23 protein-coding genes and 3 tRNA genes are annotated in these 20,645 nt (G+C 57.5%); 10 read left to right on the top strand and 16 right to left on the bottom strand.

The window, feature by feature from the left end; genetic code table 11:
• Positions 1-42 precede the first annotated feature (42 nt).
• Positions 43-855 (top strand): crotonase/enoyl-CoA hydratase family protein, encoded by an 813-nt coding sequence (locus tag VQ575_RS13940; RefSeq protein ID WP_325917697.1) that lies wholly within the window; start codon positions 43-45, stop codon positions 853-855.
• Between the two features lie 6 nt (positions 856-861).
• Positions 862-1,692, top strand: coding sequence for an NAD(+) diphosphatase (nudC, locus tag VQ575_RS13935; RefSeq protein ID WP_325917696.1), 831 nt, complete (start codon positions 862-864; stop codon positions 1,690-1,692).
• On the opposite strand, the gene VQ575_RS13930 is transcribed toward nudC, so the two are convergent.
• The 3 genes from VQ575_RS13930 to VQ575_RS13920 form a co-directional block, all read right to left on the bottom strand.
• Positions 1,660-2,439, bottom strand: coding sequence for a TSUP family transporter (locus tag VQ575_RS13930; protein WP_045155800.1), 780 nt, complete (start codon positions 2,437-2,439; stop codon positions 1,660-1,662). The two genes, nudC and VQ575_RS13930, sit on opposite strands and share 33 nt — an antisense overlap.
• Positions 2,440-2,579: 140 nt before the next feature.
• A complete protein-coding gene (locus tag VQ575_RS13925; protein WP_039588771.1) occupies positions 2,580-3,752 on the bottom strand; it encodes a zinc-dependent alcohol dehydrogenase in 1,173 nt (390 codons plus the stop codon).
• The gene (locus VQ575_RS13920; protein ID WP_325917694.1) at positions 3,752-4,591 is read right to left on the bottom strand and encodes an SRPBCC family protein; all 840 of its coding nucleotides are present in this window, start codon (positions 4,589-4,591) and stop codon (positions 3,752-3,754) included. The genes VQ575_RS13925 and VQ575_RS13920 overlap by 1 nt, the downstream gene beginning before the upstream one ends.
• A 338-nt stretch (positions 4,592-4,929) precedes the next feature.
• Between VQ575_RS13920 and VQ575_RS13915 the strand changes: the two genes are divergently transcribed.
• Positions 4,930-5,003, top strand: a tRNA-Cys gene (locus VQ575_RS13915).
• A 194-nt stretch (positions 5,004-5,197) separates the two neighbouring features.
• Positions 5,198-5,284, top strand: a tRNA-Leu gene (locus tag VQ575_RS13910).
• Positions 5,285-5,622: 338 nt separating this feature from the next.
• Here the strand turns inward: VQ575_RS13910 and VQ575_RS13905 are convergent.
• Entirely contained in the window at positions 5,623-5,985 is a 363-nt protein-coding gene (locus VQ575_RS13905) for an NUDIX hydrolase (RefSeq protein WP_039588769.1), read from the bottom strand.
• 265 nt (positions 5,986-6,250) lie between these two features.
• On the opposite strand from VQ575_RS13905, the gene VQ575_RS13900 reads away from it, so the two are divergent.
• Positions 6,251-6,439 carry a hypothetical protein gene (locus VQ575_RS13900; protein ID WP_325917692.1) on the top strand — a complete coding sequence of 63 codons (189 nt, stop codon included), beginning with the start codon at positions 6,251-6,253 and terminating at the stop codon, positions 6,437-6,439.
• A gap of 94 nt (positions 6,440-6,533) precedes the next feature.
• Positions 6,534-6,761: a PLD nuclease N-terminal domain-containing protein gene (locus tag VQ575_RS13895; RefSeq protein ID WP_039588768.1), complete on the top strand. Its 228-nt coding sequence runs from the start codon at positions 6,534-6,536 to the stop codon at positions 6,759-6,761.
• A 24-nt stretch (positions 6,762-6,785) separates the two neighbouring features.
• Here the strand turns inward: VQ575_RS13895 and VQ575_RS13890 are convergent, their stop codons facing one another.
• The 3 genes from VQ575_RS13890 to VQ575_RS13880 all read right to left on the bottom strand — a co-directional run bounded on the left by VQ575_RS13890 (position 6,786) and on the right by VQ575_RS13880 (position 8,018).
• Positions 6,786-7,211, bottom strand: a complete 426-nt coding sequence (locus tag VQ575_RS13890) for a hypothetical protein (RefSeq protein WP_039588767.1) — start codon at positions 7,209-7,211, stop codon at positions 6,786-6,788.
• 169 nt (positions 7,212-7,380) lie between these two features.
• The gene (locus VQ575_RS13885) at positions 7,381-7,611 is read right to left on the bottom strand and encodes a hypothetical protein (RefSeq protein ID WP_039588766.1); all 231 of its coding nucleotides are present in this window, start codon (positions 7,609-7,611) and stop codon (positions 7,381-7,383) included.
• A 152-nt stretch (positions 7,612-7,763) separates the two neighbouring features.
• Positions 7,764-8,018, bottom strand: a complete 255-nt coding sequence (locus VQ575_RS13880) for a DUF6555 family protein (RefSeq protein WP_039588765.1) — start codon at positions 8,016-8,018, stop codon at positions 7,764-7,766.
• 228 nt (positions 8,019-8,246) lie between these two features.
• Between VQ575_RS13880 and VQ575_RS13875 the strand changes: the two genes are divergently transcribed.
• Together VQ575_RS13875 and VQ575_RS13870 are read left to right on the top strand one after the other, a co-directional pair.
• Positions 8,247-9,146: a polysaccharide deacetylase family protein gene (locus VQ575_RS13875; protein WP_039588764.1), complete on the top strand. Its 900-nt coding sequence runs from the start codon at positions 8,247-8,249 to the stop codon at positions 9,144-9,146.
• Positions 9,147-9,259: 113 nt separating this feature from the next.
• Positions 9,260-9,451: a DUF2188 domain-containing protein gene (locus VQ575_RS13870; protein ID WP_082112044.1), complete on the top strand. Its 192-nt coding sequence runs from the start codon at positions 9,260-9,262 to the stop codon at positions 9,449-9,451.
• A gap of 51 nt (positions 9,452-9,502) precedes the next feature.
• Here the strand turns inward: VQ575_RS13870 and VQ575_RS13865 are convergent, their stop codons facing one another.
• From VQ575_RS13865 to VQ575_RS13845, 5 genes are all read right to left on the bottom strand, one after another.
• The gene (locus tag VQ575_RS13865) at positions 9,503-11,296 is read right to left on the bottom strand and encodes a DAHL domain-containing protein (protein WP_325917690.1); all 1,794 of its coding nucleotides are present in this window, start codon (positions 11,294-11,296) and stop codon (positions 9,503-9,505) included.
• Between the two features lie 262 nt (positions 11,297-11,558).
• Positions 11,559-12,413: an SPFH domain-containing protein gene (locus tag VQ575_RS13860; RefSeq protein WP_039588762.1), complete on the bottom strand. Its 855-nt coding sequence runs from the start codon at positions 12,411-12,413 to the stop codon at positions 11,559-11,561.
• A 378-nt stretch (positions 12,414-12,791) separates the two neighbouring features.
• The gene (locus VQ575_RS13855) at positions 12,792-13,700 is read right to left on the bottom strand and encodes an amino acid ABC transporter substrate-binding protein (RefSeq protein ID WP_039588761.1); all 909 of its coding nucleotides are present in this window, start codon (positions 13,698-13,700) and stop codon (positions 12,792-12,794) included.
• A gap of 51 nt (positions 13,701-13,751) precedes the next feature.
• Positions 13,752-15,080, bottom strand: coding sequence for a putrescine-ornithine antiporter (gene potE / locus VQ575_RS13850; protein ID WP_039588760.1), 1,329 nt, complete (start codon positions 15,078-15,080; stop codon positions 13,752-13,754).
• 77 nt (positions 15,081-15,157) lie between these two features.
• The gene (locus VQ575_RS13845) at positions 15,158-15,328 is read right to left on the bottom strand and encodes an Orn/Lys/Arg family decarboxylase (protein ID WP_235433053.1); all 171 of its coding nucleotides are present in this window, start codon (positions 15,326-15,328) and stop codon (positions 15,158-15,160) included.
• 451 nt (positions 15,329-15,779) lie between these two features.
• Between VQ575_RS13845 and VQ575_RS13840 the strand changes: the two genes are divergently transcribed.
• On the top strand, positions 15,780-16,124 hold the full coding sequence (locus tag VQ575_RS13840; protein WP_198727065.1) for a potassium channel family protein: 345 nt from the start codon (positions 15,780-15,782) through the stop codon (positions 16,122-16,124).
• Between the two features lie 74 nt (positions 16,125-16,198).
• Here VQ575_RS13840 and VQ575_RS13835 read toward each other — a convergent pair whose 3' ends face one another.
• The 3 genes from VQ575_RS13835 to VQ575_RS13825 form a co-directional block, all read right to left on the bottom strand.
• Entirely contained in the window at positions 16,199-17,275 is a 1,077-nt protein-coding gene (locus VQ575_RS13835) for an AI-2E family transporter (RefSeq protein ID WP_039588758.1), read from the bottom strand.
• Positions 17,276-17,605: 330 nt separating this feature from the next.
• Positions 17,606-18,796 (bottom strand): cation:proton antiporter, encoded by a 1,191-nt coding sequence (locus tag VQ575_RS13830; RefSeq protein ID WP_045155920.1) that lies wholly within the window; start codon positions 18,794-18,796, stop codon positions 17,606-17,608.
• Positions 18,797-19,229: 433 nt separating this feature from the next.
• Positions 19,230-19,317, bottom strand: a tRNA-Ser gene (locus VQ575_RS13825).
• 124 nt (positions 19,318-19,441) lie between these two features.
• Between VQ575_RS13825 and VQ575_RS13820 the strand changes: the two genes are divergently transcribed.
• The gene (locus VQ575_RS13820; protein WP_039588756.1) at positions 19,442-20,113 is read left to right on the top strand and encodes a Bax inhibitor-1/YccA family protein; all 672 of its coding nucleotides are present in this window, start codon (positions 19,442-19,444) and stop codon (positions 20,111-20,113) included.
• A 113-nt stretch (positions 20,114-20,226) separates the two neighbouring features.
• Here the strand turns inward: VQ575_RS13820 and VQ575_RS13815 are convergent, their stop codons facing one another.
• Complete coding sequence (locus VQ575_RS13815; RefSeq protein ID WP_198727063.1) at positions 20,227-20,601, bottom strand: response regulator transcription factor; 375 nt, start codon at positions 20,599-20,601, stop codon at positions 20,227-20,229.
• Between the last annotated feature and the right edge of the window lie 44 nt (positions 20,602-20,645).

The raw sequence follows: 20,645 nt of genomic DNA, 5'->3' as shown, positions 1-20,645 counted from the left end.
GTTATAGTTCAGGCTTCTTACAACCGGTCAAAGGACACTGCCATGTCGCAATACCAAGCGTTCAACGTCGAACTTGCAGACAACATCGCCCATGTGCAAATCAATCGACCGGACAAGATCAACGCCATGAACGCGGCGTTCTGGAGCGAAATCGTCGACATTTTCCAATGGATCGACGAGACCGACGAAGTGCGAGTGGTGGTCTTGAGCGGTGCCGGCAAGCATTTCTCTTCAGGCATCGACCTGATGATGCTGGCCGGCGTGGCCAACGAGTTGGGCAAGGATGTGGGCCGTAACGCCCGGGTACTGCGGCGCAAGATCCTGCAGCTGCAAGCTTCGTTCAATGCCGTGGACAACTGTCGCAAACCGGTCCTCGCGGCGGTCCAGGGCTATTGCCTGGGTGGTGCCATCGACCTGATTTCCGCCTGCGACATGCGCTACGCCGCCGAGGACGCGCAGTTCTCGATCAAGGAAATCGACATCGGCATGGCGGCCGATGTTGGCACCTTGCAACGCTTGCCCCGGATCATCGGGGACGGCATGCTGCGTGAACTCGCTTATACGGGGCGCACCTTCGGTGCCGACGAAGCGCGCAGTATTGGCCTGGTCAATCGTGTCTACAGCGATACCGCCAGCTTGCTCGAAGGTGTGATGGGCATCGCCCGGGACATCGCCGCCAAGTCGCCGATCGCCGTTACCGGCACCAAGGAAATGATCAGCTACATGCGCGACCACCGCATCGACGACGGCTTGGAATACGTCGCCACGTGGAACGCCGCCATGCTGCAATCCAATGATCTGCGCTTGGCCATGGCCGCCCATATGAGCAAACAGAAACCCGAATTTCTGGATTGATCGATCATGATTTCACGCTGGACCACCGCAGTACTCGACACCGACCTTCCCGGCGGCTGGGCCGTGGCCCGCAGCCCGGAAGGTTTTTTGTACGATGACAACGGCGCGCTGTTTCCCCGCGACTGGCTCAAGCGCCAGGACCTGTCGATCCTTGCCGAGCACGGTATCGGCCATCTCGATGGCGAGCCGGTCTATCTGTTGGAACTGCACAGCGCCCTGGACATTCCCGGCTGTAATTGGAAAGGCTTGCGGGCGTTCATGCTCGAAGACGACCACACGCTGTTCAAGGTGTTGGGCTACGCGGCGCAGATCGGCACTTGGGCTCGCGAGCATCGTTTTTGCGGCAGTTGCGGCCAGCGCATGAGCCAGGTCCCGCGAGAGCGGGCGATGTATTGCGATGCCTGCGAGCTGCGGCATTATCCGCGGATCTCACCTAGCATGATCGTGCTGATCACTCGTGGCGATGAAGTCCTGTTGGCACGTTCGCCCCGTTTCGTCACGGGCGTCTACAGCACCTTGGCAGGGTTTGCCGAGCCGGGCGAGTCGGCCGAGGACTGCCTTGTTCGCGAGGTCCGCGAGGAAGTCAGTATCGAAGTGAAGAACATCCAATATGTGGGCAGCCAGTGTTGGCCGTTTCCGCACTCGATGATGCTGGGCTTCCACGCCGAATACGCCAGCGGTGACATTGTGCCCCAGGAAGACGAGATCGAAGACGCGCAATGGTTCAATGTCCGCGACCTGCCACCGCTTCCAGCCTCGCGCTCGATTGCCCGGTATTTGATCGACCTCTACGTGGCCCGTCGCTTAGGCCATGCTGAACCAGTGTTGCCAGGCTAGGCGTACGGTCAGGGCCAGCACCACGGTGATGAACACCGGGCGGATGAATTTCGCGCCGCCGCTGATGGCGGTGCGCGCGCCGAAGAACGCGCCGATCATCACCGACATGCCCATGCTCAAGCCGATGATCCAATCCACCTGGCCCGAGAAGATGAACACCGACAGCGCCGCGATGTTGCTGACGAAGTTCATGCTGCGGGCCACGCCACTGGCCTTGACCAGATCGATGGGGTAGAGCAGCAGGCTGCTGACGGTCCAGAACGCGCCAGTGCCCGGACCGGCGACGCCGTCATAGAAGCCAAGGGTAAAGCCCTGCGGCGACTGCCAGGTTTTCTTGATCGGCGCGTTGCTGTCCAGCGGTGCCTTGGGCGTGCCGCCGAACAGCAGGTACAGGCCGCAGGCAAAGACAATCACCGGCAACATCTTGTTCAGCCACTCGGCGGGCAGGTAATGGGCGACGACGGCACCGGCCAAGGCGCCGATCAGCGTGCCGACGAGCGCGTGGGTCCACTGTCGCGGGTGAAACAGTTTGCGCTTGTAGAAAGTAAAGCTGGCCGTGGCCGAGCCAAAGGTTGAACTGAGCTTGTTGGTGCCCAACACCAGATGCGGCGGCAGGCCGGCGGTCAACAGGGCCGGTGTGGTGAGCAGGCCGCCACCGCCGGCAATGGCGTCGATGAAGCCGGCGATGAACGCCACGACGGCCAGGATAGCGAGGGTGGAAAGGTCGACGCTGAGTTCAAAAGGCATGGAATGGGCTTATTTGGCAGGGCGCAGAAAGGCTGCGGGAAAGGCCGGTATGTTACCGATTATGACGGCGCACCGCGACTGTCCATAAGCCCGTCAAATCCGTGGCGAGGGAGCCTAAACCCTCGCCACGGGATCGCCCTTCACTCCGGCCGAAACACCGCCCGCAGGCAATCCTGGCGTTTCTCCTTGAACATCGCGTAGCCCTCAACCGATTGCTCCAGGCCCATGGGATGAGTCAGGAGATAGGAGGGGTCCAGTTCGCCTTTCTGGATGTGTTCGAACAGCCGCTTCACGTAGCGCTGTCCCGGTTGCTGGCCGGAACGCAGGGTCAGTGCCTTGTTGACAATCGCCCCCATCGGGAACTTGTCCAGCAAGCCGCCGTACACTCCGACCACCGACACGGTCCCACCTTTGCGACACGCGCGTATCGACTGGCGCAGCACGGTTCCGCGCTCGGTGTGCAAGCGCAGCATCTGCTTGGTCTTGTCATAGAAATAATCCACTTCGGTGCCGTGGGCTTCCATGCCGACGCAATCGATGCAGCGATCCGGTCCGCGGCCGCCAGTCAATTCCAGCAGGGCGGCGTGCACATCCGTGGTTTCGTAATTGAGGGCGATGGCGCCGGCCTTTTCCTCGGCCAGGCGCAGGCGATCGGCAAAGCGGTCAATGGCGATCACCCGCTCGGCGCCGAGCAGGTAGGCACTGGACATCGCCATCAGCCCGACCCCGCCGCACCCCCAGACCGCCACCGTATCGCCGGGCTGGATATCGGCGTTGTCGGCGGCAAAGAAACCAGTGGGCACCGCATCGGAGACGAACACAGCCTGTTCGTCTCTGACGCCTTCGGGAATGGTGAACAGGTTGACGTCGGCGAAAGGCACCCGGATATAGGTGGCATGGCTGCCGGCATAACCGCCGAACGCATGGCTGTAGCCAATGATGCCGCAGGCGGGTTGACCGTAGGCGATGTCGGTGGCGGTAGGGTTCGGATTGGAGTTGTCGCAGCAGGAAAAGTCCGAGCGCTGGCAATGCTCGCATTCGCCGCAGCCGACAATCGACACCGTGACGACCCGGTCGCCTTTCTTGATTTGCGTGACAGCCGAGCCGGTTTCAACCACTTCGCCCATGAACTCATGTCCAATGATGTCGCCGGCCTGCATCGTTGGCACGTAGCCGCCCAACAGGTGCAAATCCGAGCCGCACACCGAGGACAGGATCACCCGGACGATGGCATCGCGGGGGTTGAGGATGGACGGGTCGTCGACCGTCTCGACTTGCAGTTTATTGGGGCCTTGCCACGTCAATGCGCGCATCAGACGGTACCTCCATCAAGTTCGGTTTTGTCAGTGGATGAGTCATTGGCCGATGCTCGCGTCGCGCTGGACGCCGGGTGCACGAAGAGGAAATCCTTCGTCTGTGGATCGCGCATCTTGTTGGTGCTGATTTCGCCTGTTTCCAACTGCTGCTTGATGCTGCGCAGCACGTTCAAAAGGGCTTTGTCGGAGAACCGGGAGATGGCGGCGGCGAGGGCATAGCCGGCCGTGCCGAGGGGCGTTTCGCATGCCACGATGACTTTGATCTGCGTACCGCGACCGGCCGGCGCATCGCTGAAATGCATCTGGATATCGTGTTTGAAGCGCCTGTCAGGGCCGGCTATCCAGTGCAGCTTGCGGCCTTCCTTGGGTTCGCACTGTTCGATGTCGCAGTGCAGCGTCTTGTCCATCGGCCCATGGGCGACCCAGCGATAAGTTCGTTCGCCAATCTGCTCGATGGCGTCCACCCAGGGCATGAGAGCACCCAGGTTGGCCGGGTTGCTGCAAAACCCATAGACCTCATCCCTCGGCTTGCCCACCGTGATGCTGCGGGATATCACCTTGCTGCCGTCCCAATCGCGGTCCTGTTCGAACGTCTGCTCGAAGGGGCTATGCGTCAGCGCCTGCTTGACCCTGCATGTGCCGGAGTAGGCACGCCAGGCCGCGCATGCGCCAAACATCACTTGCGACCAACCCTTGAGCCCTCCCTGGCGCAGTCCGTTGGCAAGCAATAACGTTCCGGCCGCCAACGAGACCAGTCGCTCCGGCGTGCCGAGATTGGGGTGTGAAGAGGTGGGCACCGGAGCGCGGCTCGCCACCAAGTGTGGTCGTTCAGTCATGATGGTTCTCCTTGCTGATCCAGGGGACGACATAACGAATGAACCGAGGCGAAGGAGGTTGTTCCGTTGGGGGCACGGGTTTCCCGATGAGCCGGAGGCCGCTGGTTTCGGCTCGCCGTGTTGCGCTGGGAAAAACATCCCAGGGGTCGACCGCCTGGCAAATTTTTTTTGAAATCAAGGGGTTGTCAGCCTAGGCAAATGAGTACATAATTGCGCCCATCGAATGCATCGAGGCGTAAAAAACTTCAATGTTTTCAAGGAGATAGCTCGCTATTAGCGGCTTTATCCGGATAAGTTTTCATCCGCAGGGTGTGGTTGTATTGCATCAGGCGTATTGAGGCCGAATAGCAAAATGGTTATGCAGTGGATTGCAAATCCACCTACGCCGGTTCGATTCCGACTTCGGCCTCCACTTTTAAAAAGCTCTGTAGATTCATGATCTACAGAGCTTTTTTGTTTACGGGACAATGAAAGGTTTTGTCTTGAAAAGGGCAACGGCCGCCTTGCTTCACCCGGGAGGGATGTATATATTTCCCCCTCTGTTGCACCAGCCTCGATCCTGCCAGATGCCTATCTGCCAGTGTCGCACGGCTTGACCGCGCTACCGCCCGAATGGCGAAACTGGTAGACGCATGGGACTTAAAATCCCCCGCTCGTAAGGGCGTGCCGGTTCGATTCCGGCTTCGGGCACCATCCAAGATCAAGGGTTTGCGAGCGAAAGCTGATGCAAACCCTTTTTCGTTTCAGGCGGAGGCTGCTGGGGGGAGTGTGCTGTCAGTATTCCGACTGTAGGGATTTTCGGCCCGCCAAGAGCGCCAGCCATACAAACGCCGACATCCAGACGTAGAACCCATAGCTGTAGCCTGTGATGGTTATTCTTCTGGCACCATCATTCCATGCGCTTGTATACATGAGCGACGAGAGGCCGAAGACTATGGCGCACAAAGAGAACGAGAGACTGCGCCGTGCGCTCTTCTGTGTTTTTTGTCAGGCCGACGCTACAGTCCATGCTTACTCAAGCTCGACAGCGCTCACAATCTGCGCCGAAACGCCTCTAATATCTCTCGCATGCCTTTCTTCATCTGCAACTGGGCAATGGCATCCAACGGGTGCCACACACAGTCGCTGATCTCATTCTGTGGCCTGGCGGCCGTTGAATCATTGACCGCAGCCTCGAACACGTGGTGTTCGGTACCGCCTTCGCTGACGTGCATCAGGTAAAGCAGGTTCTCGGCACTCAGTCCGGTTTCTTCCGCCAATTCCCTGAGAGCGGCGTCGGCGTGGGTTTCGCCGCGCTCAACGGTTCCGCCTGGCAACGCCCAGCGGCTTTTTGGTTTTCGCACCAGCAGAATGTGGCGGTCTTCTTCGCAGATGACGGTCGCTCGAATCTTCATAACCTTGTCCAGCCTCGACTGTCATTAAAGTGCAATATAACTGCAATATTTGAGCCTTGCTCCTTTGGAGTGTTCAAACCAATAGTTTTCGCTCATGTCCATGGGACCGCCCTGAAAGGGGAAAGGCTTCGTTTATTTCACGAGCGGTTGGAAAACCTGGAGGTAGGGCCGCGCGAACGACCGATCATCGCCAAAAATGAATCAGCGCCGAAAAAACGTATCAATGTTGGGTGGACGAGCCGGCCCTGGTATGGGGAAGCGAGGAATGATGACTACCGTTGAAGATTTCAAAGTCAAATCCCATGAGCTTTTGGTTGAACTCGATACAGCCACATCAGAAATGATGGCGTTGATCTGTGTCCATCAAATGTCCGGGACGGCCTGGGACGAGGCTGTCCGGCGTCAACACGAGGCCTATGAACAATGGGTCGCCTACCTCAACGAGCGCGTGTAGCTGCACGATCGTCAACAGCAACAGCAAGACAGATTCTTTGAACGGACCTGGCGCGGTCATGCCTAATCCATAGACTGACAAGAGGATTGAGGCCATGTCTGAACTAGCCAGTTATTTCTGGATTGCCGTTGCCGTGTTGATATTGCTCGTGGACCTTTGGGCGATCGTCAGCGTCTTTCGCAGCGACAAATCGGCCGGTACCAAGGCGGGATGGGCGCTGCTGCTGATTATCTTGCCTGTGTTGGGCTTGATCGTCTGGGGAGTGGCCGGGCCGCGGGGCGTCAAGAATCCGCCTTCGTCCCCAGAGCACAGCAAGGGTTGACGCCCTGAAATGCGAACCACCCGGTCAGCGGTTTTTCCATTGGCCGCCGGTGGTTTCGCAGTCTTTTTGTGCCTGCTGGACCTGTTGCGCACTGTAGTAGTACCAAGTCACCTGCGCATTGTCCGGGATATTCGCCGAGCCGCCGCTTCGGTCCTTGCTGGTGGAGTGTGGGTTGGCCAGCGCTTCTTGGGTCAACCTCGCCTGGCATGTGGCCACGTAGCCCTCGGCACACCGTTCGACCGGTTTCTTTTCGGTGCTCAAGGTTCCTTTGCTTTCGTTGCTGCATGACCAGCCGATGGATTCGGAAGGGACGCCCTTGTATTCATAGCAACTGCGGGTTTCGATTTCCGCTACTGCCTGGCTTTGGGATCGGGTGATGACTTCACAACCTTGCGCCATCACAGTGGCGGGGCAGGCGCAGGCGATCAGCAGCAGGACTCTGGCATTCATGTTGGTTCTCCCTTATGACGGCTCTTGCATCGATACCTATCAATATCGAGGTGCAAAAGTACGCCGTCGTTCCATCGGTTTTACGGCCGGTGGAGTTCAGGGCAACCGGTGTGGCAGGTCGTTAACGAAACGTTTCATTCACTAAGCTTTTCCTCAACGAAACTTATCCTCAACGAAACTTGGGCAACGGACGGTCCACCGGTTTCAGTGACGACAGGGCGCTCTGGATCGATGGGGCATCCTTCTCGATGTCGTTGAGTCGATCGCGGATGCGAACTGCGGCGGGGTGTCCGCCCTGGTGGTCGACCCAGTCGGCGATTTCCTTGCAGGCGGCTGTCAGCCGCGCCTGGCGCGACTCCAATAAGGTGAGCAAGGTGGTGATGGACTCTTTTTCGGACATGTCACACCTCCATTTCAAGGTTGGATGAGCCAGCACGAAACCCGTCGACAAGGACGGGTAACGCTGCATTAAGCGTAGTTGGATTATTTCGACTCTGTTGAAATCCGGCGCACGACTGGACAGTCGGTGCACCGGAGCGCGTCATATCGTGTTCAGCCGGACTCCTTGACCCAGGATGGCGCGACGGAGGCTCGCCAGCGCACATCGGTAATGCCATATTTCTCTGCCATGGGTTTGGAAACCCGCTTGACCTTCTCCCTGCCGAATTTGGGTATGCGCCCAACACCCGCGTCGCAACTGGCCCAATGCCAAGCTTCGGAGTTATTCATCACTTCAGCGCGAATGATGAAAGACTTGGGCTCGCCATGGAGCATGTAGTCGATGATGTAAAGCGATGGACCGCCCATAAATCCTCCCTAATTGATCCTATACGGATGGATACGGAGCCGTTCGGAAAATTCCATCTGATTTCCAGACGGTCAAGATCGGGGGCCGGGGAGGGGACGCTGTCGGTGGCGAAACAACCGTGCTCACGGTGTGGAACCAAACCCGGGTAACCTTCTCCAAGGTGAGCTTGAAAGCACCGGTGCCAGGGATCAAAGGCGACGTAACGTGGCATTGAATAAAGGCAAGACATGAACAACTTCGCCAGGGCGCTGGTCATGGCGCTGCTCGCCGTACCGTTGTCGGGGTGCATTGGCCCGCCCATCGAATTGACCCCGCAAACCGAGCAGCATTTGCGCGTCCAGGCCCCCATTCGATTCCTGCTGACATTCGATGACGGCCCCAGCGCATCGTCGTTCTGGAATCCGAGCATGCAGGTGCTGGACGCCTTGGCGCGGAACCCGGTGCAGCCCGGGATAAAAGCGGTATTTTTCCTCCAGACGCGGGCGCCGCGAGCCGGTGGCAGCGAAATCGGCCGCTCGATCATGTATCGCGAGCATTCGCAGGGCCATGTGCTGGGCTTTCATACCGCGACCCATTGGCACACCAACCATCGCTTCCTGGATCCGGCAGAACTGGAGCAGTCCCTGGGCAACGGCGCCAACGATATCGCTGCGATCACAGGCGCGCCGCCAAGCCTGGTACGACCTCCATTCTGGAGTTTCGACAGGCGCACGTTTGCCGCTTATCAGCGACACGGTATGCACGTATTGCTGACGGACTTGAGCGCCAATGATGGCAAGGTCTGGGGTATTACGATGAGCCCGAGGCGGCGGATGAACCTGACCCGCCAGCTTTCCGAAGTGCGCGAGCGCATCGCCGGGGGACAACTGCCCACCGTGGACGGTGTGATACCCATCGTCGTGACGTTTCACGACCTCAATCGCTATACCGCTCGTCACGCCCGTGAGTACCTGCAAATCCTTCTCGACAGCGCGAGGGAGACCGGCCTCAGGACCGATGCGAAGCCTTTCTACGACGACCGCCGGGCCCTTGAGCGAGCGGCCTTGGCTCGCTCGGTTCGCGACACCTCCCAGCCCGTGCGCCTGCCGGGTTTGTGGGATTGGCTATGGGATTCGGACTCCCATTGAGCCTCACGAATGATCAGCGTGCCAGCGAATGACTCGACGCCCGGTAGGCACCGATCGCCGAACCGGGAGTAAGGTAGGCAGCGTAACCCGGTACTTTGCAGGAGGTGATGACCATGAGTACTGCGATGCTGACGAAACTGCATATCAATGGCTATGACGTACTCAGCGTAAACAGTGGACCTTGGCGAGTCTGTACCCAGGCTGATCGACTGGGCTCCTTCACTTCACGGGAGGAAGCGCTGGCCTATGCCGCTGCGCTGCCTGCCAGGAGACGCCGTAGCGCTCCGTCCGGGAACATCAAGTAGCCTGGCGGTTCCTTCAGGTGGACAGGGATGTCCGCCGTGCGGTCAACCAGCTCACGCGCCTGCGAGCTCCAGGGGGATTTCCAGAGTGAACAGGGCGCCTTGTCCTGGGCCCTCGCTGTACGCCTGGAGGCGGCCATTCATCTCGACGGCTGCCAGGGCGCAGCTGTGCAGGCCAAATCCATGGCCTTCCTTGCGGGTGGTGAATCCATGATTGAAGATCCTGGCCTGGTTTTCCCTGGAGATCCCTTCACCACGGTCCTGGACGCTGATGTGTAATGTCGTCTGGTCCACGATGCGGATCCCTAGCGTCATTTCCCGTGGATGCTCAACGTTGGACATGGCGAACTTGGCGTTGCTGATCAGGTTGATCAGGATCAGCAATAACCGGTGCTTGTCGCCCAGGATCACAGGGGTGTCCTGGTAATCCTTGATCACGGTGACGTGATGCCGGCTCAGGGATCCCGAATTCATGCGCAGCGCATCTTCGAACAGATCGGCGACGTTCAGCGGCTCGATCAGCCTCGCAGCCCCGGCATAGGTTTGTTGAGTGGTGACGATTTCCTTGATGTGATCGATGCTTTTGGTCAGTTGTGCAAGTTCGTCGATGAGCAACGCTTGTTCGGCGGCGACAGAGTCCACCAATTCATTGAAGTAGCGGGGCAGCAACTTGCCTTTTTCGTCCTCGGTGATGAACTGGCCCAGGTCCGTTGCATGTTCGTTCATCATCTTCACCGCCTTGCCCAGCCCTTGTGTCTTGCTGTTTTTCAACTTGCGGGTTACCAGGTCCGCCGAAATATTCACGCTGTTAAGAACGTTGCCGACGTTGTGCAACACGTTCGTGGCGATTTCGGCCATGCCTGCCATGCGAGCGGCATCCACCAATTCGCGTTCGGCGGCTTTCAGCTCGCGGGTGCGCTCCTGGACGCGTTCTTCCAAGTTGTCATTGGCGGTCTGCAGTTCACGGTTGATCTGGTTGATGACCGAATAACTGCGCACTAGCCGAACGGCGAGGTAAATCATCAAGAGCGCCATCAGGCCCGCGCATACCGCCAGGTACATATGGTATTTACGGTCCGTGGCGGCAGTCCTGCGTTGCGTTTCGTTCAGCAACTCGTTGATGCTGTCCAACTCCTGGGCGACCGGGATGACACTGATGCGATCCAGCAGATCGTTGACCCGCGGTTGTTCCTGGATGATGGTCTTGACGTGCTGTGTCAGTGAGACAAACGTGGGCTGGTAGGAGGAGGGCAGTTGCTCGATCTGATGTTCGAGTTCGTTTAACTGGTCCTGCACTTCCTGTGCTTTGTCGGACGTGACGTAAAGCGCGTATTCGAGGGTCGTCAGCGTCAGGTCGAGGATGTTGGAGGCAGCGGTCAAGCGCGCAATTTCTCCGTCGGCCTTCATGTCGTTCAACAACGTCTGGATCTTATCTTCTACCGTCGGCATTTCGTCCAGGGATGCCCGCAGCTTGGCGTTGTGTTGCTCGAATTGCTCGACCAGCAAGCGCTTGTTCTGGACTGCGTCCACATAACCTTGGCGTCTCGACGCCCAGAGGGTCGCCAGCGGGCCGGAATTGTTCAGGCGCTCCAATTGCTCCCAGCGAGCCTGTGCTTCAGGCGGCGGGGTGAGCGACAGGTTGTTGTTGACGCCGATCTTCTTCCTGAGGATTTTGACATTCCAGTTGGCGTCGGCTTGTTTGAGTTGGCGAATGAAGTCCCGTGATTCGAAATAGGTCGCGGAATCGTACGTGTAGGATTTGACTAAAAAGAAGATCAGCGCAGAGAAAACAACCAGGGCCGCGGCCAACAGCGCGGGCCACTTGTACTTCTTTATGAGGACCGTCACATGTTTCTCCTGTCCAGGACGAATGCCGAAGCAGGGTTTGGCGATGAAAAACGTTTATCGGGACGAGCGGCGGGGAAAGGAAGATAGCGAAACAATTGCGCTGGTATTTTGCCTGGATACACGTAGAGCTCCCTGCGAACGGTGAACATCGGGTCGTCAGTGACCCAAGTGTAGCGTCAACCGGGCGGGGCGACGTTGCTGTTCGCCGGCGCTGTGCAGGGTAAATAGAGGGCGCGGCCAGGATTGACCGCGCCGGGGGAGGTTACTTCAGATCGATGAATGGCAGCGCACTGTTGGGCAGCATAGTGGTAGGCAGCTGGCCGTTCCAGCGCTCGGCCTTGGTCAGCTCCACCAGGTTCTGGTTGCTGGACAATGCTTGGGCGCGGGCCTTGATCGCCTCTGCCTCCGCCTTGCCACGCAGTTCAGTGGCGAGGGCGTCCGCCTTGGCCTGGGCCACTTGCGAATCGGCTTCCGCCTGGGCCTGGGTGACGCGAATCTGCGCCTGGACCTGCTCGGTGGCGAGTTGCTGCTCGCGAGTCTTGACCTGCACTTCCGCAGCCATGCGCGCTTCGATGGCCTTTTCATAGGCGTCACTGAAGTCAATGTTTTCAACCTGGACGCTGTCGATGATCACCGGCCCGGTAATCGTCGATTTGATCGCAGCGGAAATATCGTTGACCAGTTGGACGCGATTCTGCACCGCGGCGACAGCGTTGAACTTGCCGAACACGTTCTCCACCTGGGTTGGCACCTGCCGGCTGATCATGCGGTCGCGAATGCCTTCCAGGTCCTTGAACTGGGTATAGACTTTCGCCACGTCGGAAGGCGCGATGTGCCAGGACACGGACACCTTCAGCTCGGCCGATTGCTGGTCCTTGCTGTAGGCTTGCAAGTCGTCGTAGGAAGTCACTTGGCTCTGCGTGCTGATCAGGCGCACCGATTCAATGAATGGCGTCTTGAACGACAGCCCCGGTTCAACCACTCCGACCAGCGCGCCGTTGCGCAGAAGCACGCCGCGTTCGGTTTCATCAACCGTGTACCAACTGCCGAAGAAAACAAACAACAGGGCCACGCCGATAATGGCTGCGCCGATCGAACCGATGGTTTTACTGGTCACTTTACTTTCCTTGAGCGGTTTAGGAGATGGCATGCACTGTTTCCTTTGTGAAGACCGTCACTGTTTTTTCAAACGCCAGACACGAAAAAGCCCTGACAAGTCAGGGCTTTAACTTAATAAGAAGGCGGATGCGATGGAGTTAGAACTCGTGGACCTGTTAGGGTCGACGCTTTTCAAGACCTTTGCCTTAAACCACTCGGCCACCTTCGTATTGCGTTGCGGCCGTCATGATACCCGAGTGAAACACACTGTCAAACTTTCTACGTAGCCCAATCCACGACCTGTTTATCAGTCTGTCGGCGTTTGGACTTTGGGCATCCGCATCAGTTATCTCCGTAGTTCCGTCGTGTGCTAGCCATGCCGAACATGATTAGTGTTTCAATCCGGTATCGCATAAACCTTGAACAATTTTTTGGCCGTGTCGCTGGCTCCGCCCAGGTGTTTGTCGAACGCCTGCTCGATCTCGCCGGAGCGATACATTTCACTTAGCGTCGTGTCGACCAGCAAACGGAAGTCCTCGTCGTCTCGGTCTACTGTCATTACCGTGGGGGCATACTCAAAAATACGTTCCAGCAGAATCAGGTTGGCGTCTGGATAACGCGTACTAAGGAGATTGTTGAGCATCAGGCGCTCAGCGAAGAAGGCATCGGCTTTTCCGTCGGCAACCAGTTTAAGGCCTGCGTCTGTGTTCTCGACGGTGACCAGATTGGCTACCACGCCCAATAATCGCAGCTGATGACGGATCCACGTGTCGGTGATTCCGCCTGCGATGGCGGCATAGGTTTGGTTCGACAGACCACGATTGATAGTCGCTCGCCACGTTGGCCCGGTATGGGCAACCTTGCCATTGAGCACGTTGAGCAACGCCGGTGATGCATCTTGGCGCACCACTACCGAGAGACCGGCTGTGTAGATCGGAACTGAGTAACTGACCGTCTTGCGCCGCTCAAGTGTGGGGGCGGTGGGTGTACAGAGAATGTCCACCTTTCCTGAACTGACGGCACTGACCTGTTCGACGCCCGAGACGGGCTGGTAGCGAATTTCCAGCTCGGGCAAACCCAACTCGGATTTGACCCTGTCGGCAATTTTCAGGCAGAGATCCATTGCATAACCGCTGGCTTTATCGGTGGCCTGAACGCTAAAAGGCGCGAAATCCGGCACATAGCCGAGGGTGAAGGCATTGCTCGCTCGCACTCGCTCAAGCGTATTGGCATCGGCCAGCACCGGTACCAGCGCCAGCAGACAAACGAGCAGCAGATTCTGGGTCTTGGTCGGTTTGACGTTCATATCCTGGTTCCCTGAATTCAGATGTGTTGAGTGCAGTCCTGAAGACAACGGTCAAGGCTGGCCAGCGGTTGGAGCGGCTCCGACGAAACGTTTGGCCAGGAAACCGTAGAGCAGGTAGCCGAAAACCAAGACGAGGCTGCCGCCGAATACGGCATCTGTGCCGCAGGCATACAGCGCGTATAAGGAATAGGCCACCGCGACCAGCAAAAGCGTTGTGTTGCGGAGGTGTATGCCGACACCAACCTTGGCTTTGTGCATCATTACCAGCAGGCCGGTCGCGGCCGTCACGTAGGGAATCAGATTGGTCACTGCCGCAAGGCTGACGAGTTTTCCGAATTGAGCGCTGGCATTGGGCGAAATGGTCGATAGCGCCAACAAGGTCTGCAACACGCCACAGACCAGCATTCCGACTATCGGGGCATTTCGTGCATTGACCTTGGCGAACAGCTTGAGGAACATTCCCTGGTCAGCCGTCATCTTGGCTGTTTGCGCCAGGGTAAACTGCCAGCCCAGTAGCGACCCCACACACGCCATTACCGCCAGCGCCATGACGATGTTGCCGACCGTGGGGTTGAACATGTGGGCGTAGACCAGCGCAAAAGGCGCCGATGAGTTGGCAAGCTCTGCGTTGGGTATGATCCCCTGAATAACGGTAGTCGACAGAACGTAAACCACTGCCGCACCCAACGTGCCGAACAGGCAAGCCAAGGGTACCGTGCGCTTGGGGTCTTCCACTGCATCGGAGGCCTGTGCTGCTGATTCCATGCCGAGAAAAGCCCATAAGGTCAGGGGAATTGCCTTGCTGATCGCTTCGGAAATTGGCAGGTCGTTAGGGTTCCACGCGGCAACCAGCAAATCGGGTTTGAACCAGAACCAGCCGATGATGCTCAAGCCTGCGACCGGGATGATTACACCCCACACGGTAATCGCACCGATCTTGCCGGTGATACCAGGGCCGCCGAAGTTGGCCACGGTAGTCAACCAGAGCAAGCCGACCGTTCCGGTGAAAAGCGGAATGGCGCCACTGCCCAACCAGGGCACGAATGAGGTCATGTACCCCACTGCGGAGATGGCAACCGCGACGTTGGCGATGGCCAGCGAAAGGAAGTACAGATAGGAGCAGAGAAAAAACCCGGATTTGGCGTGTGCCTCTTCGGTATAGGCAGATAAGCCGCCTGAGCGCGGACAATAGATGCCGCACTGGGAAAAGCAGTAGGCGATGGCCATGGAGCCGACGGCGGTGACGATCCATGACAAGAGTGAAACGGCACCGAGTTGAGCCATGCTCGTCGGCAGCATGATGATGCCTGAGCCCATCATGTTCACGGTCACCAATGTGGTGAGCCCCATAAGGCTCATTTTTTTGCTTGAGTCGGCCATCGGGAACTCCTTGATCTGCTCAACGCATTGACCCCGGTTCCGGCGCTTGAAAGGTCGTCGGACAGAGGGTTAGAACCCTAGTGTTTGATTACATGGACCTTGTAGATGAGTTGGCCTTGGCTATCGCGTTCGAGTTCCACGCCATGATTGTCATGCTCGAAGCCAGGGAAATGCCCATCGAACAGCTCCATCGCCAACAAGTAATCAATAATGGCCTTGTTATCAGTGCCGGCTTTTTCGCCGGGCATCATCAACGCAATGCCAGGCGGATAAGATACGATCTGTACGGGGTAGTGCTGTGCCAGGTCGATGGGTAACCGTGTTCGCGGGCAACTATCAAATACAGTAGTGCGCTTATTCGTTCGCACAACCCCAGCGTAAAAAATACTGCTTCATTAAAGCTGTGACACCTTGCAGGTGCCGACCCTCAGCAGTCCACTGCGTTGCCTCAACGTCAGCGTGTCCTCGGTTGACCGAAAGACTATTGATAAAAATCAACAATCCTTGTCTTTTTATCCATCGTTTAATTATCGACATCTGACAATTGATATTTTTGCTCGATGGCTGCTCTACAGGCACATCGCACCAATGGTTTAGTTGGCTTTGGCGTCGGTTTCGAGAATGTGTGCCAAGCTTAAGGTTGATAATCAAGGCTGCGGCATTCAGTTGCCGGCAAGGTAAACCTCAGGAAACCGTGACATGAACTTCGCCCATGCAAAGCACATCCGTCGTGAGTTCTACAAAACAGTGTGGTTCTATTTGCATGTGGTCTGGCCGATTCTGTCTCTCATCATCATTAGTATCGTGCTGATCGGCCTGATCATCAGCTATCTGGAAGCGTGGAGTCCTTTTGACGGCATCTATTTTGCCTTCGTGACGGGCTTGACCATCGGGTACGGGGACTTCGCACCAAAGCTGGCCATCACTCGTGTGCTTGCGATCCTGCTCGGTTTTAACGGCATCCTGATGACGGCGATATTTGCGTCGATCAGTATTCGGGCTATCGAGATTGCAGTACGGGCCGCAGAGCGGGACAAGCACTGACGTACCGGTTCCTCCTCTTGCGAACGGGCCGAGTATTGCCACGGGGCGGAGCTGGGCCCCAACCAGGTTTTCGGCTAGTCGTCGGGCGCGCTACGCACCCACTGCCAAAAGAGCTGGTAACCGACAGCCAGCACCACCGGGCCGATGAACAACCCGATGACGCCGCTGGTGACCATTCCCCCCAAGGCCCCGATTAACACCACCGGCATCGGTACATCGACACCGCGTCCCAACAATAGTGGCTTGAGTACGTTGTCTACCAGGCCGGCGACGAAGATATAGATGGCGAACACAATGGTCGCCGTGCTGGCGCCTTCGGTGGCGAAAACGAAGACGATCACCGGGAGGGTAATGAGTGTCGCCGGTAGCTGAATGATGCCGATCAGCAGAACCGCGAGGGCCAGTAGACCCGCGCCAGGGATACCCATGATCACGAAACCGACACCAATCAGCAGCATCTGGATGAAGGCGATTCCGACCACCCCAAGCGCCACCGCACGGATTGTGGCAGTACACAGTCCAGCGATCTGCGGCCCTCTGATCGGACCGCTTAAACGCGTAGCGATCTGTACCGCGCTGCGACTGCCGTTTTCTCCATGGGCCATGATTATGCCGGCGATGACCAGGGCGAAGATGAAGCTGATCAAGCCCATGCTGACCCCGGCGAGCTTGCTCAACAGTGCCAGGCTGATCCCTTTGATCTGCGGTACGAACTTGTACACCAGGTCCGGCAGGTCGGACGCTGCCTGTTGCCAGAGGTCATGCAGTGGTTTGCCCACGAGTGGCCAAGCGGCGATCGAATCGGGCGGCGGTGGAACATGCAGATTGCCGCTCTTGAGCAGACTTATGACACTGTTCACTGAGTCGGCGATGGAAGTGCCTAACAGATAGATCGGCACGGTGAGAATACCAATGGTGATCAGCACGATCAGCGTTGAAATGTACCCGTCCTTTTGCCCCAGCATGTCCTTCAGCCGACGCTGCAACGGATAAAGTGTGATCGCCAGGATCAATGACCAAAGCAACAGTTCCTTGAACGGACTGAAGATCTGGAAGCAGACAATCACCAGAACCGCAATCAGCCCGGCGCGAATCAGTACATTCAGCAGACTGTGAGAGAACGATCTCTCGGCGATCGGTGTGGGCTCCAATTGATTGCCTCCTGGTAGATGGCTGCAAAGGAACGAAGTTGATTAGCCCTCGCATGGATGCGCAACCGAGGGCGGAGGGCAACCTGTGCTTGGGCCGGGCGGTGCAACTGAGATTCAACTGTCCGGTTCGAACTGACCCCTTGGCGGCGAGCATGCCAGCCCTGGTTTGACGTTCCTCTCCGACGGCATTGTCCAGGGCCTTCTTCGCAACTGCCTGGCAAGATTCATGTGCCCGACCGTATGCTGCCCCGCAAAGGTTGCTTGAACGAACGCGTAGCGCTCTTTGATCACAACGCTAGCATTCGCGAGCGGGGTGATTCCTGACAAAAATCAATGATCGCGGCGAGCCAGCCGAGCAACCCATGGGTTGGCCGTCAAGCCATGGAGTAACACGCTCAGGAAAACGGTACAGACGGCAACAGCTACCAAGGTATGGCTGGCTTCAAGGGGGTACTCCAATATCATGACGGCGAAGACAATGCTTGCCAGGCCTCGCGGGCCGAACCAGCCGATGAACAGCCGGGTTTCGAGATCGAAGCGGCTTCCTGCAAGGCTGATCAGTACCGGCAGTACGCGGATCACGGTCAGGCTGAGCAGCGCGTATAGCCAGACCTCCACGGTAAGGCTGCTCCAGGCCCGAGGAACTACCAGCGCGCCAAATACGACCCAGGTAACGACCGATAACAGGCTGGCGAATTCTTCGCTGGCCTTTAGCAGGTGATGCTTTTGCTGGGTAAACAGATAGCTGGCGAACAACCCGCCGACAAATGCGGCGATAAACCCGCTCCCGCCTATTGCTTGAGCTGTGGCAAAGCAAAGAACGGCTAAGCCGGGCAGCATCAGTTGTGACCACACGGGCGTCTGCCATTGATGTTGTCCAGAGTAACGCTGCAACCTCCAGGCGATAAGCGTCAGGACGACACCGGTCACCGCGCCGATGCCAAGCTCCTCGATAAACAGCAGCCCGGCCATCGAGAGGGGAGAACGTGTCTGTTCTTCGATCAGCAGCGCCAGGAACATCAGCAACACCGGAACACAGATGCCATCATTCAATCCGCTCTCAACATTCAACCCTTCACGCACGGACGCGGGAACCTTGGGATTGCTCACAACGGCCTTGCCCAGCGCCGCGTCGGTGGGCGCCAGGAGGGTCGCCAGTATTGCCAGCTCCAATGACGGTACCTGTGGAAACAACCACATGCCCACCAGCCAGCCACTCAGCATGGTCAGTGGTAGCCCCAGCAGCAACAAGCGTAACGGTAGACCTTCGTATGCTTTTAGAGTCTTGAGGTTGGCGTTGGCGGCATCGCTGAAAAGAACAATTGCCAGTGTCAGCTCGGCCAGGATCCGTAGGCCGTCCTTGTCAATGCGAGGTTGCAGAATACCTAGAAACGCCGGGCCGAGAATCAGGCCGGCAAGCATGAACATCAGCGGACCATTGAGCAGGCGTGACTCGAAACGTCCTGCAAATATGCTGTAGGTCAGGAGGAACGCGGCAAGCAGGGCTAGGTTCTGATACATCGCTGACCTGCTCGTCCAGTGGATGTCGCTAGGGCAATGGCACGGCCATTGATGTGCGCAGCTCGAGAATCTGAAACGAGACCATTCGATATGCACGGGGCTCTTGAATCCCCGATTTCATACCTGGATCGCGGGGTAAATTCTCGGTATGCCGTACTTCTTGCAGTCGACGTGACGTTGCTACCGAAATTGTAGGATTGAATCCGTGAGCTAGAAGATTTTTTCTTTTATCTCTCCGTCTGGGATCAATGCATCCCTGGCCAGCATGGACGTTGTCACCTTAAGACGGGTGACTACGAGCAAGTGCGAGTCAGGCGCAACATCCAGCCGATCCGGCGGACCCATAGGGAAACGATTATGCAAGAGCTGAAGGGAATTTCCTGGGCCCGGAAACGACAAAGCCCTGAATAATCAGGGCTTTGTCGTTAAAAGATGGCGGAGGCGATGGGATTCGAACTCATGGACCTGTTACAGTCGACGGTTTTCAAGACCGTTGCCTTAAACCACTCGGCCACACCTCCGTATTGCGTTGCGGGCGCCATAATACCCGAATGAAACACACTGTCAAACTCTCTACGTAGCTTGTTACAGAGCGTCTGTTATGATCGTTGCCACTGAATGTTTCAGAACCGGAGGAGTGTCGCCATGCGCGAACAGGATTACGCAGTGAACAACAGCGTGCAGGCTGAGCAGCTAGAGGTTAGCCGCGTCCTGCGCAACACTTATGGCCTGCTGGCACTCACGCTCGCTTTCAGCGGCGTGATGGCCTTCGTCGCACAACAGATGCGTGTCGGTTATCCGAACATCTTTGTCGTGCTGATCGGTTTCTACGGCCTTTTCTTCCTCACCAACAAGCTCCGCGATTCGGCCTGGGGCCTGGTTTCCGCCTTCGCCCTGACCGGTTTCATGGGCTTCCTGCTCGGCCCGATCCTCAACCGTTACCTGGGGATGCAAGGCGGCGCCGAAGTGGTCAGCTCGGCCTTCGCCATGACCGCCCTGGTGTTTGGCGGCCTGTCGGCCTACGTGTTGATCTCCCGCAAGGACATGAGCTTCCTGAGCGGTTTCATCACCGCAGGGTTCTTCGTGTTGCTGGGTGCGGTCGTGGCAAGCTTCTTCTTCCAGATCAGCGGCCTGCAACTGGCGATCAGCGCCGGCTTCGTGCTGTTCTCGTCGGTCTGCATCCTTTATCAGACCAGCGCCATCATCCACGGCGGCGAGCGTAACTACATCATGGCGACCATCAGCCTGTATGTATCGATCTACAACCTGTTCGTCAGCTTGTTGCAGCTGTTCGGCTTGATGGGACGCGATGACTGATATCCCTGGATATCTGTTTCTGGCGTGAGCTGTCGAGTTGAAGACGGCGCCTTTTCCGGATAGGAAGGGCGCCGTTTTTTTTCGTCAGCACCAACGGTATACACAACACCACGTCAAGCCAGACGACCAAGCACCGAGTCAATACAAGCAATCAGTTCGGCGCAATTGAACGGCTTGGGAAAAACCGCTACCGGCCCCGTTCCTCCGGGCCTCGCTCGTGGCGGTACAGCGGGAAGACCGGTGATGAAAATAAGCGGAATCTCGATGCCGCGAAGACAAAGCTCATCGCTCAGTTGGGTGCCAGTCATTTCCGGCATCTGGATGTCCGACAGCAAGCACGCGGTGTTCTCAAATCCACCTGAAGATAGAAAATCGATGGCGCTGGCATACGTCCTGACGCGATAACCGTGGGAGCGCAGCAACCCATCCAATGCAACTCGAACCGATTCATCGTCATCGATGATTGAAATAATTGCGGTGTCGGACATTTCGAAACCTGGCAGTAATGTCAGGTCGCCATGAAGGCGCCCCC

Source organism: Pseudomonas frederiksbergensis (genome assembly GCF_035751725.1).
GTDB classification, from domain to species: Bacteria; Pseudomonadota; Gammaproteobacteria; order Pseudomonadales; family Pseudomonadaceae; genus Aquipseudomonas; species Aquipseudomonas frederiksbergensis_A.
This window is presented reverse-complemented; position numbering and strand designations above follow the sequence as displayed.

What these genes read in the sequence shown, in the direction of transcription:
- VQ575_RS13940 (WP_325917697.1), top strand. Translation starts at nt 43, where the DNA reads ATGTCGCAATACCAAGCGTTCAACGTCGAACTTGCAGACAACATCGCC.
- nudC (WP_325917696.1), top strand. Translation starts at nt 862, where the DNA reads ATGATTTCACGCTGGACCACCGCAGTACTCGACACCGACCTTCCCGGC.
- VQ575_RS13930 (WP_045155800.1), bottom strand. Translation starts at nt 2,439, where the DNA reads ATGCCTTTTGAACTCAGCGTCGACCTTTCCACCCTCGCTATCCTGGCC.
- VQ575_RS13925 (WP_039588771.1), bottom strand. Translation starts at nt 3,752, where the DNA reads ATGCGCGCATTGACGTGGCAAGGCCCCAATAAACTGCAAGTCGAGACG.
- VQ575_RS13920 (WP_325917694.1), bottom strand. Translation starts at nt 4,591, where the DNA reads ATGACTGAACGACCACACTTGGTGGCGAGCCGCGCTCCGGTGCCCACC.
- VQ575_RS13905 (WP_039588769.1), bottom strand. Translation starts at nt 5,985, where the DNA reads ATGAAGATTCGAGCGACCGTCATCTGCGAAGAAGACCGCCACATTCTG.
- VQ575_RS13900 (WP_325917692.1), top strand. Translation starts at nt 6,251, where the DNA reads ATGATGACTACCGTTGAAGATTTCAAAGTCAAATCCCATGAGCTTTTG.
- VQ575_RS13895 (WP_039588768.1), top strand. Translation starts at nt 6,534, where the DNA reads ATGTCTGAACTAGCCAGTTATTTCTGGATTGCCGTTGCCGTGTTGATA.
- VQ575_RS13890 (WP_039588767.1), bottom strand. Translation starts at nt 7,211, where the DNA reads ATGAATGCCAGAGTCCTGCTGCTGATCGCCTGCGCCTGCCCCGCCACT.
- VQ575_RS13885 (WP_039588766.1), bottom strand. Translation starts at nt 7,611, where the DNA reads ATGTCCGAAAAAGAGTCCATCACCACCTTGCTCACCTTATTGGAGTCG.
- VQ575_RS13880 (WP_039588765.1), bottom strand. Translation starts at nt 8,018, where the DNA reads ATGGGCGGTCCATCGCTTTACATCATCGACTACATGCTCCATGGCGAG.
- VQ575_RS13875 (WP_039588764.1), top strand. Translation starts at nt 8,247, where the DNA reads ATGAACAACTTCGCCAGGGCGCTGGTCATGGCGCTGCTCGCCGTACCG.
- VQ575_RS13870 (WP_082112044.1), top strand. Translation starts at nt 9,260, where the DNA reads ATGAGTACTGCGATGCTGACGAAACTGCATATCAATGGCTATGACGTA.
- VQ575_RS13855 (WP_039588761.1), bottom strand. Translation starts at nt 13,700, where the DNA reads ATGAACGTCAAACCGACCAAGACCCAGAATCTGCTGCTCGTTTGTCTG.
- potE (WP_039588760.1), bottom strand. Translation starts at nt 15,080, where the DNA reads ATGGCCGACTCAAGCAAAAAAATGAGCCTTATGGGGCTCACCACATTG.
- VQ575_RS13845 (WP_235433053.1), bottom strand. Translation starts at nt 15,328, where the DNA reads ATGCCCGGCGAAAAAGCCGGCACTGATAACAAGGCCATTATTGATTAC.
- VQ575_RS13840 (WP_198727065.1), top strand. Translation starts at nt 15,780, where the DNA reads ATGAACTTCGCCCATGCAAAGCACATCCGTCGTGAGTTCTACAAAACA.
- VQ575_RS13830 (WP_045155920.1), bottom strand. Translation starts at nt 18,796, where the DNA reads ATGTATCAGAACCTAGCCCTGCTTGCCGCGTTCCTCCTGACCTACAGC.
- VQ575_RS13820 (WP_039588756.1), top strand. Translation starts at nt 19,442, where the DNA reads ATGCGCGAACAGGATTACGCAGTGAACAACAGCGTGCAGGCTGAGCAG.
- VQ575_RS13815 (WP_198727063.1), bottom strand. Translation starts at nt 20,601, where the DNA reads ATGTCCGACACCGCAATTATTTCAATCATCGATGACGATGAATCGGTT.